The 17,410-nt window shown below is 56.5% G+C and carries 18 protein-coding genes and 1 tRNA gene; 15 read left to right on the forward strand and 4 right to left on the reverse strand.

Translation table 11 applies throughout. The features are described 5' to 3' along the window. The first annotated feature begins 20 nt into the window (after nt 1–20). From QU667_RS04325 to QU667_RS04395, 15 genes are all read left to right on the forward strand, one after another. Nucleotides 21–560, forward strand: a complete 540-nt coding sequence (locus QU667_RS04325; RefSeq protein ID WP_304988098.1) for an ATPase — start codon at nt 21–23, stop codon at nt 558–560. Nucleotides 561–628: 68 nt separating this feature from the next. Beyond that, on the forward strand, nt 629–1,129 hold the full coding sequence (locus tag QU667_RS04330; protein WP_304988099.1) for a YceD family protein: 501 nt from the start codon (nt 629–631) through the stop codon (nt 1,127–1,129). 15 nt (nt 1,130–1,144) lie between these two features. Beyond that, entirely contained in the window at nt 1,145–1,324 is a 180-nt protein-coding gene (gene rpmF, locus QU667_RS04335; RefSeq protein WP_304988100.1) for a 50S ribosomal protein L32, read from the forward strand. Nucleotides 1,325–1,509: 185 nt separating this feature from the next. Beyond that, nucleotides 1,510–2,064: a transcription factor FapR gene (gene fapR / locus QU667_RS04340; RefSeq protein WP_304988101.1), complete on the forward strand. Its 555-nt coding sequence runs from the start codon at nt 1,510–1,512 to the stop codon at nt 2,062–2,064. A gap of 29 nt (nt 2,065–2,093) precedes the next feature. Further along, the gene (gene plsX, locus QU667_RS04345; RefSeq protein ID WP_304988102.1) at nt 2,094–3,107 is read left to right on the forward strand and encodes a phosphate acyltransferase PlsX; all 1,014 of its coding nucleotides are present in this window, start codon (nt 2,094–2,096) and stop codon (nt 3,105–3,107) included. Next, the gene (locus tag QU667_RS04350; protein WP_304988103.1) at nt 3,100–4,104 is read left to right on the forward strand and encodes a beta-ketoacyl-ACP synthase III; all 1,005 of its coding nucleotides are present in this window, start codon (nt 3,100–3,102) and stop codon (nt 4,102–4,104) included. Before plsX ends, QU667_RS04350 begins: the two co-directional genes overlap by 8 nt. After that, the gene (fabK, locus tag QU667_RS04355; RefSeq protein ID WP_304988104.1) at nt 4,104–5,051 is read left to right on the forward strand and encodes an enoyl-[acyl-carrier-protein] reductase FabK; all 948 of its coding nucleotides are present in this window, start codon (nt 4,104–4,106) and stop codon (nt 5,049–5,051) included. The genes QU667_RS04350 and fabK overlap by 1 nt, the downstream gene beginning before the upstream one ends. 11 nt (nt 5,052–5,062) lie before the next feature. Next, nucleotides 5,063–5,998, forward strand: a complete 936-nt coding sequence (gene fabD / locus QU667_RS04360; RefSeq protein ID WP_304988105.1) for an ACP S-malonyltransferase — start codon at nt 5,063–5,065, stop codon at nt 5,996–5,998. 37 nt (nt 5,999–6,035) lie between these two features. Then, a complete protein-coding gene (fabG, locus tag QU667_RS04365) occupies nt 6,036–6,779 on the forward strand; it encodes a 3-oxoacyl-[acyl-carrier-protein] reductase (RefSeq protein WP_304988106.1) in 744 nt (247 codons plus the stop codon). Between the two features lie 35 nt (nt 6,780–6,814). Beyond that, a complete protein-coding gene (locus tag QU667_RS04370) occupies nt 6,815–7,045 on the forward strand; it encodes an acyl carrier protein (RefSeq protein WP_006689543.1) in 231 nt (76 codons plus the stop codon). A 274-nt stretch (nt 7,046–7,319) separates the two neighbouring features. Next, entirely contained in the window at nt 7,320–8,267 is a 948-nt protein-coding gene (locus tag QU667_RS04375; protein WP_304988107.1) for an NAD(P)H-dependent flavin oxidoreductase, read from the forward strand. 31 nt (nt 8,268–8,298) lie between these two features. Next, nucleotides 8,299–9,543: a beta-ketoacyl-ACP synthase II gene (gene fabF, locus QU667_RS04380; RefSeq protein WP_304988108.1), complete on the forward strand. Its 1,245-nt coding sequence runs from the start codon at nt 8,299–8,301 to the stop codon at nt 9,541–9,543. Between the two features lie 4 nt (nt 9,544–9,547). Further along, nucleotides 9,548–10,273 (forward strand): ribonuclease III, encoded by a 726-nt coding sequence (gene rnc / locus QU667_RS04385; protein ID WP_304988109.1) that lies wholly within the window; start codon nt 9,548–9,550, stop codon nt 10,271–10,273. 222 nt (nt 10,274–10,495) lie between these two features. Continuing rightward, a complete protein-coding gene (locus QU667_RS04390) occupies nt 10,496–11,647 on the forward strand; it encodes an efflux RND transporter periplasmic adaptor subunit (RefSeq protein ID WP_425541852.1) in 1,152 nt (383 codons plus the stop codon). Nucleotides 11,648–11,659: 12 nt separating this feature from the next. Further along, nucleotides 11,660–14,851, forward strand: a complete 3,192-nt coding sequence (locus QU667_RS04395) for an efflux RND transporter permease subunit (protein WP_304988111.1) — start codon at nt 11,660–11,662, stop codon at nt 14,849–14,851. Nucleotides 14,852–14,893: 42 nt separating this feature from the next. Here the strand turns inward: QU667_RS04395 and QU667_RS04400 are convergent, their stop codons facing one another. The 4 genes from QU667_RS04400 to QU667_RS04415 form a co-directional block, all read right to left on the reverse strand. Next, entirely contained in the window at nt 14,894–15,463 is a 570-nt protein-coding gene (locus tag QU667_RS04400; RefSeq protein ID WP_304988112.1) for a DNA-3-methyladenine glycosylase I, read from the reverse strand. Between the two features lie 64 nt (nt 15,464–15,527). Next, nucleotides 15,528–15,604, reverse strand: a tRNA-Pro gene (locus QU667_RS04405). Nucleotides 15,605–15,640: 36 nt separating this feature from the next. Further along, the gene (locus QU667_RS04410) at nt 15,641–15,847 is read right to left on the reverse strand and encodes a hypothetical protein (protein WP_304988113.1); all 207 of its coding nucleotides are present in this window, start codon (nt 15,845–15,847) and stop codon (nt 15,641–15,643) included. Nucleotides 15,848–15,864: 17 nt separating this feature from the next. After that, a complete protein-coding gene (locus QU667_RS04415) occupies nt 15,865–17,382 on the reverse strand; it encodes a Y-family DNA polymerase (protein ID WP_425541853.1) in 1,518 nt (505 codons plus the stop codon). Nucleotides 17,383–17,410: the final 28 nt, after the last annotated feature.

The raw sequence follows: 17,410 nt of genomic DNA on the forward strand, positions 1-17,410 counted from the left end.
CAGGTAAAGGAGATAGTTTTATGGCAGTAATTGATACGCTGAAAAAGTTGGAAGATCTGGTTGCGGACGCATCGCACCTCCCGTTCAGCGACAAGGCTCTGGTGAATGACGATGAGATTGTGCATCTCGTGGAGGAGCTGCGCATGGATCTCCCGAAGGAGCTGAACCGCGCGGCAGAGATTATGCAGGAGCAGGACAATATCATCGGGCGTGCGCGTGAGGAAGCGAAGGATATTGTTGATGCGGCACAGTCACGTGCCAATCAGATGCTTGAGGACAGCGAGATTGTCATTCAGGCAAAGGAGCGTGCGCGTGTGATTATGCAGCAGTCGCAGGATCAGGCACGCGAGATCATGGAGCAGGCACAGGCGGGGGCGGCGCGCCTTCAGAGCGATGCCGATGCCTATGCCAATCAGGTGTTTGAGCAGCTGATCGCCCACGTTGGCAGTACGTTCAAGGGGGTGCAGCAGGCGGAGATGGGGCTGAATCAGGCGATGAATGTCCTGCGTACGGCAAAGGCGCAGATGAATGCCCCGCAGGAGGATGTGTCGGAGCTCTGAGCATTTTCGTGAAAAACGCTCCTTGACAACGCCGAAAACCGTCGCTATAATGTGAAAGGTCATGCGTTATGATGAAGCTGGACGTTTCGGGAACTGCGTTCCCGCTTGGTGAGAGCCGTGCATTTTCCTTTGTGATTTCATCGGACTCCCTTGATCTGGGGGAGTGTGCAGAGCATTTTCGCGGAGAGATTCGTGTGAACGGCTCGGTGATGAACACAGGATCGTCTCTGCGCGTTGTGGGGACGGTCGGCACATGCCGCAGCTTTATTTGTGACCGCTGCCTCGCGGAGGGGGAGCGGCAGATTGCGCTTGATTTTTCTGAGGACTATGCGAAGACTCCGGGAGAAACGGATGAGGCGGTACTCTATGATGGCGAGTCCATCGTACTGGACGATCTCGTACGTGACACCCTCCTTGTGGCTGAGCCGCTGCGTGAGCTGTGTAAGTCTGACTGCAAGGGGCTCTGTCCGATCTGCGGGCAGAACCTGAATGAGGGGATGTGCGACTGCGATGCATTCGTTCCCGATCCCCGACTGGCGGCTTTAGAAAGCCTGTTCAAAAACGATTAAGGAGGTGTATCCAAAGTGGCAGTACCAAAGAGAAAAACATCGAAAGCACGCCGTGACCGTCGCCGTGCAAACTGGAAGCTCGAAGCGCCGCATTATGTGTCGTGCCCGCAGTGTCATGAGCCGAAGCTCCCGCATCACGTGTGCATGGAGTGCGGTTTCTATGACGGAAAGCCTGTGGCCGAGGCGGCTGAATGAGAACCATACGGAGCTGTTGCAAGAAGTCTGTGGACTTTTTGCAGCAGCTCTTTTATTTTTTACTCTTTTCTCTTGCATTTTTTTTTAGTACCTAGTATAATTCGCTCAGATTGATAGCAGCAGGTGCTAAAAAATAACGGGTTTATGTGTGGTGTTCTGCATAAATTCGGGAGAGGGGCGGGGCGATGACGGAGAAGAAGCGGCGGCGGCAGGAAATACTTGTCAAGGCAGTACGGAAAGAACCGTTTTTGACGGATGAGGCACTGGCAAAAAAACTTGCTGTGAGTGTACAGACGGTGCGGCTTGACCGTACGGAGCTCGGCATTCCGGAACTGCGTGCACGCGTGCGCAGCCTCGCGGAGAACGCACGTGAGAAGGTGCGCGCGATTCCACACACCGAGGTGATCGGTGATCTCCTCTCGCTCGAACTGGGGGTGCGTGGGACATCGGCGCTCCGGGTCACGGATGATCTCATCTTTGCGGATTCGGAGATTGCGCGCGGTACGGCATTGTTCTCACAGGCAAACTCCCTGGCACTTGCGATCATTGATGCACCCGTCGCCATGACGGGGATTGCGAATGTAAAATACAAGACCCCGATCAAGAAGGGGGATACGGTCATCGCATATGCGGAGATTGTCAAGGTTCGCGGCAATAAGATTTTTGTCTGGGTTAAGACCTATCGCGAGGACAAAGAGGTTTTTCGCGCCAAATTTATTGTGGTATCCCTCCAGCGGTGAGGGATCGGCATGGAGGAAGGGAGTGCAGGATGCGTATAGCGATTGACGCAATGGGTGGAGACTTTGCACCGAGGGAGATCGTGCAGGGAGCGGTGGCTGCCGCAAAGAAATATGACTGTGAGATTGTGCTGATCGGTGACGAGAAGCAGATTCGTGCGGAGCTTCACGGTGAGGACGCTGCGGCTCTGCGCATCTCCGTTGTACATGCCTCCGAGGTAATCGGGATGAATGAGCATCCTGCCGAGGCGGTGCGTACGAAAAAGGATTCCTCCATCGTTGTTGCGACACGCCTCGTGAGGGAGGGCAGCTGTGATGCGGTGTTCTCCGCCGGCTCGACGGGGGCAGCGGTTGCGGCGGCACAACTGATCCTGCATCGCATTCGCGGTGTCGGTCGTCCTGCGATTGCGACACCGATGCCGACCCCCGATGGTGTGACGCTCATGCTCGACTCGGGCGCGAATGTGGATTCCAGACCCGAGCATCTCGTGCAGAGTGCTGTCATGGGCTCGCTCTATGCACAGCATGTATTCGGCATCGAACGCCCGCGCGTCGGACTTCTCAATATCGGTGAGGAGGAAACGAAGGGGAATGAACAGGCGAAGGAAACCTATCCGCTGCTCAAGGCGGAACACAATATTAATTTCTGTGGCAATGCCGAGGGTCGCGATGTGCCAAAGGGAAACTTCGATGTTGTGATTTGTGATGGATTTGTCGGCAATGTTGTGTTAAAATTTGCGGAGGGGCTTGCGAAAACAATTTTGGGTCTCATCCGCGAGGAGATTCGCGGGGCGGGGCTGATGGCAAAGCTGGGGGCATTGCTTCTCATGCCGACACTGCGCCGCCTCGGCAAACGGCTCGATGTCAGGGAGTACGGCGGTGCGCCGCTCCTCGGCGTGAACGGCTGCTGTGTGATCGGTCACGGATCGTCGGACGCCAAGTCCGTTGCAAGTGCGATTGGCGTGACCGTGGACTATGTGAATGGAAAAGTGCTGGATCAGATTCGTGATGCTCTGGCAAAGAAGGGGGATTCGGATCGTGCCTAAGATCAGTGCAGGCATCCTCGGAACAGGCTACTGTGTTCCGGAGCGGGTGCTGACGAATTTCGACCTTGAGAAAATGGTTCAGACGAATGATGCGTGGATTGTTGAGCGCACGGGCATTCATGAGCGGCGGATTGCTGCCGAGGGGGAACCGGTTTCCGTGCTCGCGCAGCATGCGGCGGAGATGGCTCTTGCAGATGCGGACGTGGATGCCGCCGATCTGGATCTCATCATCATGGCGACGCTCACGTCCGACCGCATCATCCCCGCGACGGCGTGCGTGCTGCAGGATCGCCTCGGAGCAAAACATGCGGCGGCGTTCGATCTCTCAGCTGCGTGTTCCGGCTTTGTCTATGCCTCCTCCATTGCGACACAGTTCATTGAGAGAGGCGTTTACCGCCATGTTCTCGTGATCGGCGGTGAGACCCTGTCCAAGGTCGTGGACTGGCAGGATCGCAATACCTGCATTCTCTTCGGCGACGGCGCAGGAGCTGCTGTATTCGGAGCGGTCGAGGAGGGCTATGGCATACGCTCCTTTGACCTCGGCAGTGACGGGGCGGGCGGCGATGTCCTCGACATTCCGTCGAGTGGTAGTCTTTGTCCTGTGACACCGGAGACGATAGAAAAACGACTCAACTACGTTCACATGGACGGCAAGGCGGTGTTCCGATTTGCGACGAAGGTCATGGGACGCACCGTGGAGACTTCTCTCGAACGTGCGGGAATGCAGCGGGAGGAGTTGGACTATCTCGTCCCGCATCAGGCGAATATCCGTATTATCCAGGCGGCAGCCAAAAGGCTTCACATGCCGATGGACAAGGTTATTATAAATATTCATCGTTACGGCAATATGTCTGCCGCATCCATCCCTGTCGCCCTCGCGGAGGCGGCGCACGCGCAGCAGTTCAAAAAGGGAGACAACATTGCCCTGGCAGGGTTCGGCGCGGGACTTACGTGGGCATCGTGTATTATGAAATGGGCGAAGGAGGAAAAGGATTAATGTTTGAACACAATCCAATCTGTCAGATGCTTGGCATCAGGTATCCGATCTTCCAAGGTGGCATGGCATGGATTGGCACAGCGGAACTTGCCTCTGCCGTTTCCAATGCCGGGGGTCTTGGTCTGATCGGTGCGGGTCATATGCCGCCTGACGCGCTCAGAAGCGAGATCCATAAGGTCAAGGGGTGGACGGATAAACCGTTCGGTGTGAACGTCATGCTCATGAGCCCCTTTGTCAAGGAGGTCATGCAGGTTGTTCTTGAGGAACGCGTTCCCGTCATTACGACGGGGGCGGGCAATCCCGGCGAGTATGTGCCGGCGCTCAAGGAGATCGGCTCGAAGGTGATCCCTGTCGTTGCATCGGTGGCACTCGCACGCCGCCTCGTGCGCACGGGCGTGGATGCCGTGATCGCCGAGGGCACGGAGTCCGGCGGTCACATTGGCGAGATCACAACGATGGCTCTTCTGCCGCAGGTGGTGGATGCCGTGGACGTACCCGTCATCGGTGCGGGTGGCATCGGTGATGCACGCGGTATGGCGGCGGCGTTTGCGCTCGGTGCGCAGGCGATCCAGATGGGCTCACGCTTTGTCATGAGCGAGGAGTGCATTGCACATCCGAACTACAAAAACGCCGTTCTCAAGGCAAAGGATCGCTCGACGGTTGTCACGGGGCGTTCGCTCGGACATCCCGCGCGCGTTCTGCAGAACAAACTCTCCCGCAAGTATGAGGAGATGGAGGCTGCGGGCGCATCGAATGAGGAGCTCGAACAGCTTGGTGTCGGCAGTCTGCACCGTGCAACGCACGAGGGCGATGTCGAAAACGGCTCGGTCATGATCGGTGAGATCTCCGGAATGCTTTCGGACATCAAGCCGGTCGCGCAGATCATCGCGGATATTGTGGGTGGACTTCCGGGCGCGTTTGACGCAGCACGCAAGACCTGTGAGTAAGGAGTTCAGCTATGGGAAAACTCGCATTTTTGTTCCCGGGACAGGGAGCGCAAGTTGTCGGCATGGGCAAGGATTTCTTCGATGCCTATGATCTCGCAAAAAAACGTTTTGCCGAGGCGGATGAGGCACTCGGCTACTCCATCAGCAAGCTCTGCTTTGAGGGACCTGCCGACCGGCTGCAGCTGACCGAGCATACACAGCCCGCGATTCTCACGGTCGCAGTCATTGCCTCTGAGATCCTGCGCAGTGAGGGCGTTGTACCTGAGATCGCGGCGGGGCACAGCCTCGGAGAGTATGCCGCGCTTGTTGCGGCGGGCGTACTCTCCTTCCGGGATGCCGTTCTGCTCGTACACAAGCGCGGTGCCTATATGCAGGAAGCTGTTCCTGTGGGCGAGGGCGCAATGGCTGCGATCATCGGTCTTGATGATGAGACGATTATCTCCGTGTGCGCCGAGGCGAGTGCAGTGGGTGCGGTTCAGGCGGTGAACTTCAACTGCCCGGGACAGACCGTCATCGCCGGTACGGCAAAGGGTGTGGAGAAGGCGGTTGCGGACTTGCAGGCAAAGGGGGCGAAGAAGGCGGTCATTCTGCCCGTTTCGGCACCGTTCCACTCGACGCTGATGGAGCCGGCGGCAAAGAAACTCGCGGCGGAGCTGGACAAGGTGCAGCTGCATGATGCGGCGTTCCCTGTCGTTTCGAACTATACGGGCGGCATTCAGCAGACGGCGGCGGAGATCAAGGCGAACCTTGTCGCTCAGGCGGATCATCCTGTGCGCTGGATTGCCTGTGTGAATACCATGCGCGACTTCGGTGCGGACATCTATGTCGAGTGTGGTCCGGGCAAGACACTCGCGGGCTTCAACAAGCGCATCGACAAGGCCTTGAAGAACCTGAACGTTGAGAATGTGGAATCCCTGCAAAAAACGCTTGACACATTAAAGAAGTAATGATTAAATGAATTCGGTGCGATTAAGGAGGAAACTTATGCTTCTTGAGGGAAAAGTTGCTCTTGTTACGGGCGGATCACGCGGCATTGGTCGTGCGATTGCCCTTCGGCTTGCACAGGAGGGAGCGAAGGTTGCCGTCAACTATGCGGGCAATCAGGCTGCCGCAGAGGAAGTCAAGGCGCTCATCGAGGAGCAGGGCGGTACGGCGATGCTCGTACAGGCAGATGTTTCAGACAGTGTGCTCGCTGCCGAGATGGTCACGCGTGTGCATGAGCAGCTCGACGGGCTCGACATCCTCGTCAACAATGCGGGGATTACGCGCGATACGCTGCTTCTCCGTATGAAGGATGAGGATTTCGACGCAGTGATCGGAACGAATCTGAGGGGGATTTATGCGTGTACCAAGGCGGCTGCAAAGTTTATGACGAAGCAGCGCAGTGGGCGCATTGTGAATCTCTCCTCCGTAGTCGGCGAGATCGGCAACGTGGGGCAGACGAACTACGCCGCCGCAAAGGCGGGCGTAATCGGCTTCTCAAAGGCTGCGGCAAAGGAGTTTGCGCCGCGCGGGATTACGGTCAACGTCGTTGCTCCCGGTTTTATTGACACCGACATGACGGCGGTTCTCAAGGATTCGATTCGTGAGAAAATCGTGGCGGGCATCCCCCTTGGGGCACTCGGAAAACCGGAGAATGTTGCCGATGCTGTTCTCTTTCTCGTAAGTGATGCAGCATCGTACATTACTGGCCAGACGCTGAATGTTGACGGCGGTATGGTTATGTAGCATATAACAACATCTATTAAAGGAGGTGAACACGCATGGCAACGTTTGACAAGGTTCGCGACATCGTCGTCGAGCAGCTTGGCTCGGAGGCTGATGAAGTCACTCTCGAGTCCACCTTCATTGACGATCTTGGCGCGGATTCGCTCGACATCGTTGAACTCATTATGGCTTTCGAGGAGGAATTCAATGTAGAAATCCCCGACGAGGCTGCTGAGAAAATTAAGACGGTTCAGGATGTCGTCAACTACATCGATCAGAACAAGTAAGTCGCAGCGGCATTTGACCGCAACTGTGCACACAAACGGTCTTTTAGAGAAATCCCGTGACAGCTCAGGCGCACGGGATTTTTCTCAAAAGACATCATTAAATTTGCATACAATCAGGGCTGATGAACGCCCTGCTGTGATACATCCGCCTTCCGGCCGGCGGGATATTTGAGAGCAATGGTTGGAGGGGGGAGTCAAAACTTCTTGCGGAGAGATTGGCGTTTGATGAACGCTGTGCTGCTGTGAAGCATACTCTCCCGATTGGAGGGCTTATATGAGACTACCCGAGGTGAGGATCGGTAACAAAATTGCCGCCATCCCCATCATTCAGGGCGGTATGGCGATCCGCCTTACGACGGCGCGGCTCGCAGCTGCCGCTGCAAATGAGGGCGGGATCGGACTGATTGCAGCGTCCGGCATGAAGCCGCAGGAACTGCGCTATGAGATCCGACTTGCTCGCTCACTTTCTCCCCATGGGATTATCGGCATCAATGAGATGGTTGCTGCAAGTGATTTTGCAGATGCCGTTAAAATCGCGATTGACGAGGGCATTGATCTCGTTGTCGCAGGTGCGGGCTTCTCCCGCGATATGTTTCAGCTTGGTAAGGAATCCGGCACGCCGATCGTGCCGATTGTCTCCACGGCAAAGCTGGCAAAGATCTCCGAGAAACTCGGTGCGGCGGCTGTCGTGGTCGAGGGCAAAGAGGCGGGCGGACATCTCGGCACGGATCAGTCCGTGCGAAATATCATTTCCGATGTCCGTGCGGCGGTAAAGATTCCGATCTTCGCGGCCGGCGGCGTTCTGACGGGACAGGATATTGCAGATCTTCACAAGATGGGCGCGGACGGCGTACAGCTCGGTTCGCGTTTTGCTGCGTGTGTGGAATCCAATGCGGCACCGTCGCTCAAGCAGTACTATTTGAAGGCGAAAAAGGATGATATTGTCCTCATCCACAGCCCTGTGGGACTGCCGGGGCGTGCTGTGCGTACGCCGTTTTCTGCGCGGATCATGGATGGACCTGTACGACCCAAGGTGTGTGACCGCTGCCTCAAGCAGTGTGACCACCACTTCTGCATCATCCGTGCACTTTCGCGTGCACAGCAGGGAGATCTTGAGACCGGGCTTGTCTTTACAGGTGAATTTATGCCGCGCATTGATCGGATTTTGACGGTTCATGAGATATTTGAGGAGCTGAAACAGCAGCTTGAGGAAGCGAACTAGGGTGCAAGCTCCAGGAAAGGAGTCGGTTGGTTTGAAGAAGAGGATTGTCGTTACGGGGGTTGGCCCGATCACGCCGATCGGCATTGGCAAGGATGCGTTTTGGGAGGCACTCCTTGCCGGCAAGAACGGCATCGGGCGGATCACGCGCTTTGATGCGACGCGCTACGCCGCGCAGATCGCCGGCGAGGTCAAGGATTTCAGCATCGACGGATACATCGACAAGAAAGAGGCAAAGCGCATGGATCGCTATGCGCAGTTTGCTGTTGTGTCGGCGGGTATGGCGCTCAGGGATGCGGGGATTGATCTTGACAATGAGAACCATGACCGTATCGGTGCCTATGTCGGTGCCGGGATCGGCGGCATCGAAACGATGCACAGCACATACGAGCGTCTTTTCGACAAGGGCCCTGAGCGCGTCAGTCCCTTCTTCATTCCGATGATGATTGCCAATATGGCGGCGGGGCAGGTTGCAATCAACTACGGTCTGCACGGTCCTGTGTCCTGCGTGGTGACAGCGTGTGCGACCGGCTCGAACTGCATTGGCGATGCCTATCGCGTGATGCAGCACGGCGAGGCGGACATCATGCTCGCGGGCGGTACGGAGGCAAGCATCTCCGAGGCGGCGAGCGCAGGTTTTGCGGCGATGAAGGCGCTCTGCACGGATCATAACGATGATCCCGCGCATGCCTCCCGCCCCTTTGACAAAAACCGTTCGGGCTTCGTCATGGGCGAGGGTGCGGGGCTTGTCGTGCTTGAGACCCTTGAGCACGCTGAAGAACGCGGTGCGCATATCTATGCGGAACTGATCGGTTACGGTTCGAACTCGGATGGCTACCATATTACGAGCCCGGCTCCGCATGGTGCGTATCAGGCGAAGTGTATGCAGCTTGCACTCAATGATGCAGGGCTGAAGCCGGAGGATGTGGACTATATCAACGCACATGGCACATCCACCCATATGAATGATCTCTGTGAGACGGAGGCAATCAAGACGGTCTGGGGCGAGGCGGCGAAGGATGTCGCCGTTTCCTCGATCAAGTCGATGACGGGGCATCTGCTCGGGGCTGCCGGCAGTGTCGAGCTGATTGCATCGGTACTTGCGGTCGAGAACGATATGCTTCCTCCGACGATCAACTATGAGACGCCGGACGAAGGGCTCGATCTTGACTATGTGCCGAATGCTGCGCGTTCCAAGACTGTTCGTGCGGCGATTTCCAATTCCTTTGGCTTTGGCGGACACAATGCCTGCCTCGTCGTCAAGAAGTATCAGAAGTAATCCGATGGCACATAAAATAACGGAAGAAAGGCGCACAGCTCTTGTGCGCCTTTCTGTACAAATGGATGTTTCCTTTCGCAATCTCTCTTTGTTGGATGAGGCACTGACACATTCCTCCTATACGAATGAGGCGAAGGCGGTCATACCTCATAACGAACGCCTCGAATTTTTGGGCGATGCCGTGCTGGAGCTTGCCTCCAGCACGTATTTGTATGCGCATTTTCCGGACTGTACCGAGGGAGAACTCACGAAGATGCGTGCAAGTCTTGTGCAAAGCGATACGCTTGCAAGGCTTGCACGGAAGCTCGATCTTGGCAGCTATCTTCTGCTTGGGCGCGGAGAACTTATGGCAGGCGGCGCTCAGAGGCAGAACAACCTTGAGAATGCGTTCGAGGCAGTGATCGGTGCGGTCTATTTGGACGGCGGATGGGAGACGGCGCGGGACTATGTTGCGCGGCAGCTCTCCGCCGAGGTTCAGCTTGTGCAGCGGTCACACGTCGCGCGGGATTACAAGACGACCTTGCAGGAATATATCCAGCAGAAACGTCATGCGAGCATTTCCTATGAACTGATCGGCGAATCGGGTCCTGACCATGACAAGCGCTTCACAACTCTTGTCCGCATTGATGGGAAGCACATGGGGGAGGGGACGGGGCGCAGCAAGAAGGAGGCGGAACAGCATGCGGCTGCCGCTGCGCTGAGCCGGATCAAGAGCGGGACGAATTTGTAATCTCTTAGAGTTCAGTTAAACTTCACCTTGAAGGGAAGAACATTCCTTGACTTTTTTTTCGTGCTCCGATAATATGAATTTGCTATGGCAGGGGGTTCCGATGGGATGCCTGCCCTTCTTTCATAAAGGCGCTTATCGGCATTTTTATGTGGGGAATGGGAAAAAGAGGAGGTTTTTTGTTTGTTTGAGAACCGAAAAGGTCTTGGTATTCTGGTCGCCGCGATCTTCGCGCTTGGTACGCTTCTGTCCGGCTGCGGCGCAGATAAGAAGGCGGGGGGCGCACGTCCGACGACGGTCAAGGCAATGAATGTCCTGCGTCAGGACACGCCGCTCACGCACGTTTATGCGGGGCAGATCATGGGCACGGACGAGGTGAAGATCCAGTCCCGTGTGTCCGGCAGTATTGTGGAAAAATACATTGTGGGCGGTCAGTCTGTTGTGGCGGGGCAGCCCCTCTACCGCATCGACTCCCGTCAGTACGAAAGTGCGCTCCTCCAGGCACAGGCTGTCCTTGCACAGTCGGAGGCGACACTGGGGAATGCACGGACGGATCTCGCCCGCTATCAGCAGCTCTATGCGAGCGCGGCGGTGTCCGAGCAGACGCTCTCCACGCAGCAGGCGCAGGTGAATGCCTACGAGGCGGCGGTTGCGGCGAATGCGGCACTCGTGCGTCAGGCACAGGAGAACCTCGATGATACTGTGATCTATGCGCCTATGTCGGGGCAGCTCTCCGTGGACGATGTGGCGATGGGGACGTTCGTCTCGGCGGGTACGACGACGCTCGTTTCCATGGGGACATCGAATCCGATCTTTGCACAGTTCAGCCTCTCAGAGAACGAGTATCTGGATCTCGTGGAACAAGCGGCAAAGACGGGCGGCATTGGTGCGACTATCGTGGAGCTGACGCTTTCGAACGGTTCGAAGTATCCGATCATCGGTCACATTGTTACCTCTGACCGCGCTCTTGCGGCACAGACGGGGACGCTGACGGTCAAGGCGCTCTTTGACAACCCGGACGGGCTGCTTCTGCCCGGGATGTTCGCACGCGTCAGCCTCATTGGTGACGTGATTCCAAATGCCGTGCTCGTTCCGGAGCGTGCCGTTCAGCAGCTCCTCGGCAAGTCGTTTGTCATGCTCGTAGGCTCTGACAACAAGGCGGTTGCACGTACGATTACACTCGGAGACAAGATTGGCAGCTACTATGTCGTCAAGGATGGGCTCGATTCCTCCGACATCGTTGTAGTCGAAGGACTCACGACGCTTCAGGAGGGTGGTGATCTTGCCGTGACGATGGTGACGGCAGATGAGATGGGATTCTCGCTTGAGGGAGATTCCTCTAACTTTAATGCGAGCGCAGTTACGCCCGCGAAGTAAGGAGGAGACCCTTTGGCAAAATTTTTCATCCATCGACCGATCTTCGCGATTGTCATTGCGGTGATGATCGTCATCATCGGTACGATCGCGGGGCTCTCACTGCCGATCGCGCAGTATCCGCAGATCTCGCCGCCGACGGTTGCGGTGTCGGCGAACTATACGGGCGCAAGCGCTGCCGTTGTCAATGAAACGGTGGCGCAGGTCATCGAGGAGCAGATCAACGGTACGCAGGGGATGGACTACATGAGTTCCACCTCCGACGATACGGGGCGTTACAGTCTCTCGGTCACCTTCGATGTCGGAACGGACGGCGATATGGATGCCGTCAAGGTGCAGAACAATGCAGCGGGTGCGAATGCCGGTCTGCCGTCCTCCGTGCAGGCGGCGGGCGTTACGACGCGCAAATCCTCGGGACAGATGGCGTACTTCGTTTCGCTCTACTCCGAGGACGGTACCTATGACCGTGCCTTCATGAAGAACTATGCAACGCTCTACTTCCTCGATGCGATCAAGCGTGTGAGCGGTGTAGGTGAAGTACAGGTGTTCGGCGCGGACTATGCGATGCGCGTCTGGATGAATCCCGACCGCCTCGCCGAACTCGGGCTGACGGTTGCGGATATTACAAAGGCGATCAATGAGCAGAATGTGCAGGCTCCTGCCGGCACGGTCGGCGGTATGCCGACCGAGAACGGGCAGGAGAAGCAGTTCACAGGCAAGGTTCAGGGGCGACTTACGACCCCCGAGGAATTCGGCAATGTCATCATCGCCTCGGGCAAGGACGGTTCTTTCATCCGCCTGAAGGATGTTGCACGCATTGAGACGGGGCAGCGGAGCAACAGTATCGTTGCGAAATTTAACGGTTATCCCGCCGTTGGTTTCGGCATCCAGCTGACCTCCGACGCAAATGCGATGATTACGCTTGCTGAGGTGCGCAAGATTCTGGCGGACGCAGAGAAAAACTTTCCGCCCGGTCTCAAGATGAAGTCGGTCTTTGACAGTACGGACTACATCAATGCCTCCATCAAGGAGGTTGTGCATACCTTCGTTGAAGCACTGCTGCTCGTCGTGCTTGTCATCTTCCTCTTTTTGCAGAGTTGGCGCGCGACGCTCATCCCACTGCTCGCCGTACCCGTTTCCCTCATCGGTACATTCGGCGCGTTCGTCCTGCTCGATTTCTCCATCAATACGCTGACGCTCTTTGCGATGGTGCTTGCAATCGGTCTTGTTGTCGACGATGCAATCGTCGTCATTGAGAATGTCGAGCACCACATGGAGAGCGGACTCACGCCGATTGATGCGACGGAACGGGCGATGTCCGAGGTGCAGGGTCCTGTCGTTGCGATTGCGTTTGTGCTTGCGGCGGTCTTTGTCCCCGTTGCCTTCCTCGGCGGCATGATGGGCGTGCTCTACAAGCAGTTTGCGCTAACGATCGCAATCTCAATGGCGATTTCCGCCTTCGTCGCGCTGTCGCTGACGCCGGCACTCTGTGCGCTGATGCTGAAGCCAAAGAAGGAGCATGGGACAAAGAGCGTACTCGACCGTTTCTTTGACCGATTCAACAACTGGTTCGATGTGACGCGCAAGGGATATGTCGGCATCGTCACGAAGTTTATCCGCAAATCGAAAATTGCCGTTATCTTCCTTCTTATTGTCTGCGGGCTCACGGCGATCATCTATCGGAATCTGCCGACCACATTCGTCCCTGAGGAAGATCAGGGCTACATGATGATCGCGATTCAGCTGCCGCCGGGTACGTCTACGAACCAGACACAGAAGACCGTGGACAAGATCCAGCAGGCGGCACAACGCGAGATTAAGGGGCAGAGTGCCGTTATGTCCATCAACGGCTTCGATATCCTCGCGGGCGGTGCAAACTCCAACGGTGCCGTTGTGTTCGTTGGCATGAAAGACTGGTCGCAACGTGCAGGTCTTGCCGAATCCGTTGCCGCTGCCGTCGGGACAATGTTCCGTGTCGGTGCGATGGAAGCACCTGAGGCACTGGTCGTTGCCATCAATCCACCTGCCCTTCCGGGTCTCGGCAACGTCGGTGGATGGTCGCTCCAGCTGCAGGACATGAGCGGACATTCCGACACCGAGCTCAACGACATTGTGAATGCGATTCTTGCCGAGGCGAATACGCGCCCAGAGCTGCGGGGCGTGCGCTCGACGTTTAAGATCAACGCGCCGAGCTATGAATATGAGATCGACCGCGAAAAGGTTAAAAATCTCGGCGTTCAGCTCTCGGATGTATTCACGGCGCTGCAGGTCAACTTCGGCGGCTATGAGGTGAATGACTTCAACCGCTTTGGACGTACCTACAAGGTTGTCCTGCAGTCGGATGTTACCTATCGTACGCAGGCGGAGGCGGCGAAGTTCGTCTTTGTCCGAAATTCGTCGGGCGGCATGGTTCCCTTGGATACTCTCTTGAAGCCGAAGCTCACAACGGGACCGACGCAGATCAGCCGTTTCAACGGTGCACGATCCATCCAGATTCAAGGCAGTGCGGGGACAGGCTACAGTTCGGGTGAGGCGATGAAAGCCATTACCGAGATTGTCCAGAAGCACGCAGGCTCCGGATTCAGCATCGAGTGGTCGGGGCAGAGCCGAGAGGAGCAGAAGTCGGCGGATTCGACGATGCAGGTGCTTGCCCTCTGTCTTGTCTTTGTATTCCTCTGCCTTGCAGCACTCTATGAGAGTTGGAGCGTACCGTTCGCTGTTCTCTTTACCGTACCGACGGGAATCTTCGGCGCACTGTTTGCCGAATACTTCCTTGCGACCATCTTTGGGATGATCGGCATTCCTGCTTCGGGCTATCAGAACAGCGTCTATATGCAGATCGGTGTCATCATGGTCATCGGTCTTGCGGCAAAGAATGCAATCCTGATTGTCGAGTTCGCAAAGATCCGCGTCGATCGCGGCATGGATCCGCTGAAGGCGGCAATCCAGGCGGCGGGGCTGCGCCTTCGTCCGATCCTCATGACATCGTTCGCGTTCATCATCGGCTGCTTGCCTCTGTGCATGGCATCGGGGGCAGGTGCTGCGGCGCGTAACGGCATGGGGGTTGCCGTCGTCGGCGGAATGCTCTTCGCGACCGCCCTCGGTATCTTCCTCATCCCCGTGTTCTATGTCATTGTTGACCGCATTTCGCATATGCTTGGGATTCGCAAGAAGGCAAAGACACGCACGGCAGATGACTATATGTAACCATAAAAAAATTCCCCTTTATGGGGAATTTTTTTTTATGGTTTATGGGATGAAACATTTCCTGCTCCAATCGCAGTCGTCCGTATGTGCCGCAAGCACACCAATCGCCTGCAGTGTCGAGTAGATGCAGGTCGAGCCGACGAACTTCATACCGCGTTTCTTGAGATCCTTCGACACCGCATCCGAGAGCGGCGAGGTTGTGCGCAGTTCGCAGCTTTCGCGTACAGGTTTCCCATTCGTAAAGCCCCAGATATAGCGGTCGAATGAGCCAAATTCCTTCACGATCTCAAGAAAGACGCGGCTGTTCACAATGCTTGCCTCGATCTTGCGGCGGTTGCGGACAATCCCCGTATCCTGCATCAGTTCTTCGATCTTTGCCGCATCGAACGCAGCGACGCGCGCGGGAATGAAACCCTCGTAGGCGCGGCGAAAATTTTCGCGCTTGTGCAGGATCGTCGCCCATGAAAGTCCTGCCTGAAATGTTTCAAGGATGAAGAGCTCGTAGAGTGCGTGGTCGTCATGGAGCGGAACGCCCCACTCCTCATCGTGATATTTCACATAGATGGGGTCGTCGCATTTTACCCATGCGCAGCGCGTGCGTTCTTTTTCCATATACATCCCTCAGTAAAAGAAAAATGCCGGCGACCCAGAGGGTTCCGGCGTTGTTGCTATGAAATGGTCGGGATGACAGGATTCGAACCTGCGGCCTCATCGTCCCGAACGATGCGCTCTACCAAGCTGAGCCACATCCCGACGTGTGTTACATTGTAATGATCTTTTCCCATTTTGTCAAGCACTATAGTCGGGCGAACCATATTCTTTGTGTTGTGCGGCCTTTTCCTGTTCTACGCGGTCGGCGGCGGCGTGCAGTCCCGTGAGTGCGGAGAACGGGGCGAACTGTCCCGCGCGGTCGCGCAGGGACATGGGGGGATGCGTCTTTGAGACAGGGCGCGGCAGGTTGATGATGTCCGCATAGTCATTGATGCTGTGCTGCAAAATGTGTTTCCTCCGTTTTATGCCTTGTGTCCGCCGATCTGTGCGTTGCGCAGACGCGCCGTTGCCCCGTCGAAAAAATTCGCCCCGCGCAGGATGGCATTTTTCCCATAGGCTTTCTTGATGGCGATGATTGCCTCCTGCAGTGCTTTTTCTTTCGCCTGTGCCGCTTTTTCGGCAGGAGATGGAACGTACTGTGTCATTTCCTCCGCACGGAACAGGCTCATCTGCTCGGCGGTAGAGGCACGTTGCGCTTCCGTCATCAGGTGTTGTGCGGAGATCGTGAGGCGGCGAATCAGGAGTGCCGGGTGGACGATCTCGTCGAAAAGATCGGTCAGCGCCTTCATGATCGCATTTGTCCCCGCATCGCGCGTGATGCGGGCGCTGCCATGCGACGGCCATGGGACGCGTCTCCCATAGCGGTCTGTACGGATGCGTCCGTGGTAGAGCGCACGGATCTCTGGGCGGGTCAGGCACTCAATGTCGTAGCCGATCGTGAGCTCAAGACGGTCACTCGTAAGTCGCTTTTCGGCAAGCTCGATGGAGAGGGCGTCCGCCATTTCCCAGACGATGAGGCGGGCTTTTTGCGCCGTATAGGGATGTTGGAGCACCTGTCCCCTATGCGTGCTGCGTGACTTCGGACGATAGTTTTTGATGTCCTCCATGCGCGCCGGCTCATAGCCCCACGCATGGTCGATCAGCAGCTCCGCCTGCACGCCGAACAGACGATAGAGCAGATCCTCATTGTGCCTCGCGTTTGGCTGACCGAGCGAGCAGCGTGCGACATCGCCCATCGTGTAGAGACCGTTCTCCTCCAGTCTTTTTGCGTACCCTCTGCCAACGCGCCAGAAATCCGTGAGGGGGCGATGTGTCCAGAGGTGTCTGCGGTAGCTCATCTCGTCCAGTTGCGCGATACGCACGCCGTTCGCATCCGGCTTCATATGCTTTGCTACGATGTCCATTGCAACCTTTGCAAGGTAAAGATTCGTCCCAATGCCCGCCGTTGCCGTGATGCCCGTCTCACGCAGCACCTCACGGATGAGCCGCATCGCAAAGTCATGTGCCGAGATATTTCCCGTATAGAGATAGCTTGTTGCGTCGATGAAAACCTCGTCGATGGAGTAGATGTGGATGTCCTCGGGGGAAATATGACGCAGATAGATTTCGTAGATCCGCATACTGTAGTCCCTATAGAGCGCCATACGCGGCGGTGCGATGTGGTAGGCAATGCCGAGCGCGGGATTTGCCGCAAGCTCCTTGGCATCCGTCGTTTCACCTGTGAGTACGCGCTGCGGAGCATGATATTTGCGCCGCGCATTTGCCTGCTGTACGGCGCGGATGACCTCAAAGAGGCGCGGACGGCCGCCAATGCCGTGTGCCTTGAGTGCGGGGGAGACGGCAAGGCAGATCGTCTTGCTCGTACGGCTCTCATCCGCGACAACGAGATGTGCTGTCAGCGGATTCAGCCCGCGCTCGATACACTCAACCGAGGCATAGAATGCCTTGAGATCGATGGCAATATATGTTCGTTCCGTCAGCTTCATACGCACACCTCCTTTCATATAG

The organism is Selenomonas dianae (assembly GCF_030644225.1).
Taxonomy (GTDB): domain Bacteria; phylum Bacillota; class Negativicutes; order Selenomonadales; family Selenomonadaceae; genus Centipeda; species Centipeda dianae.

What these genes read in the sequence shown, in the direction of transcription:
- QU667_RS04325 (WP_304988098.1), top strand. Translation starts at nt 21, where the DNA reads ATGGCAGTAATTGATACGCTGAAAAAGTTGGAAGATCTGGTTGCGGAC.
- QU667_RS04330 (WP_304988099.1), top strand. Translation starts at nt 629, where the DNA reads ATGATGAAGCTGGACGTTTCGGGAACTGCGTTCCCGCTTGGTGAGAGC.
- fapR (WP_304988101.1), top strand. Translation starts at nt 1,510, where the DNA reads ATGACGGAGAAGAAGCGGCGGCGGCAGGAAATACTTGTCAAGGCAGTA.
- plsX (WP_304988102.1), top strand. Translation starts at nt 2,094, where the DNA reads ATGCGTATAGCGATTGACGCAATGGGTGGAGACTTTGCACCGAGGGAG.
- fabK (WP_304988104.1), top strand. Translation starts at nt 4,104, where the DNA reads ATGTTTGAACACAATCCAATCTGTCAGATGCTTGGCATCAGGTATCCG.
- fabD (WP_304988105.1), top strand. Translation starts at nt 5,063, where the DNA reads ATGGGAAAACTCGCATTTTTGTTCCCGGGACAGGGAGCGCAAGTTGTC.
- fabG (WP_304988106.1), top strand. Translation starts at nt 6,036, where the DNA reads ATGCTTCTTGAGGGAAAAGTTGCTCTTGTTACGGGCGGATCACGCGGC.
- QU667_RS04370 (WP_006689543.1), top strand. Translation starts at nt 6,815, where the DNA reads ATGGCAACGTTTGACAAGGTTCGCGACATCGTCGTCGAGCAGCTTGGC.
- QU667_RS04375 (WP_304988107.1), top strand. Translation starts at nt 7,320, where the DNA reads ATGAGACTACCCGAGGTGAGGATCGGTAACAAAATTGCCGCCATCCCC.
- rnc (WP_304988109.1), top strand. Translation starts at nt 9,548, where the DNA reads ATGGCACATAAAATAACGGAAGAAAGGCGCACAGCTCTTGTGCGCCTT.
- QU667_RS04400 (WP_304988112.1), bottom strand. Translation starts at nt 15,463, where the DNA reads ATGGAAAAAGAACGCACGCGCTGCGCATGGGTAAAATGCGACGACCCC.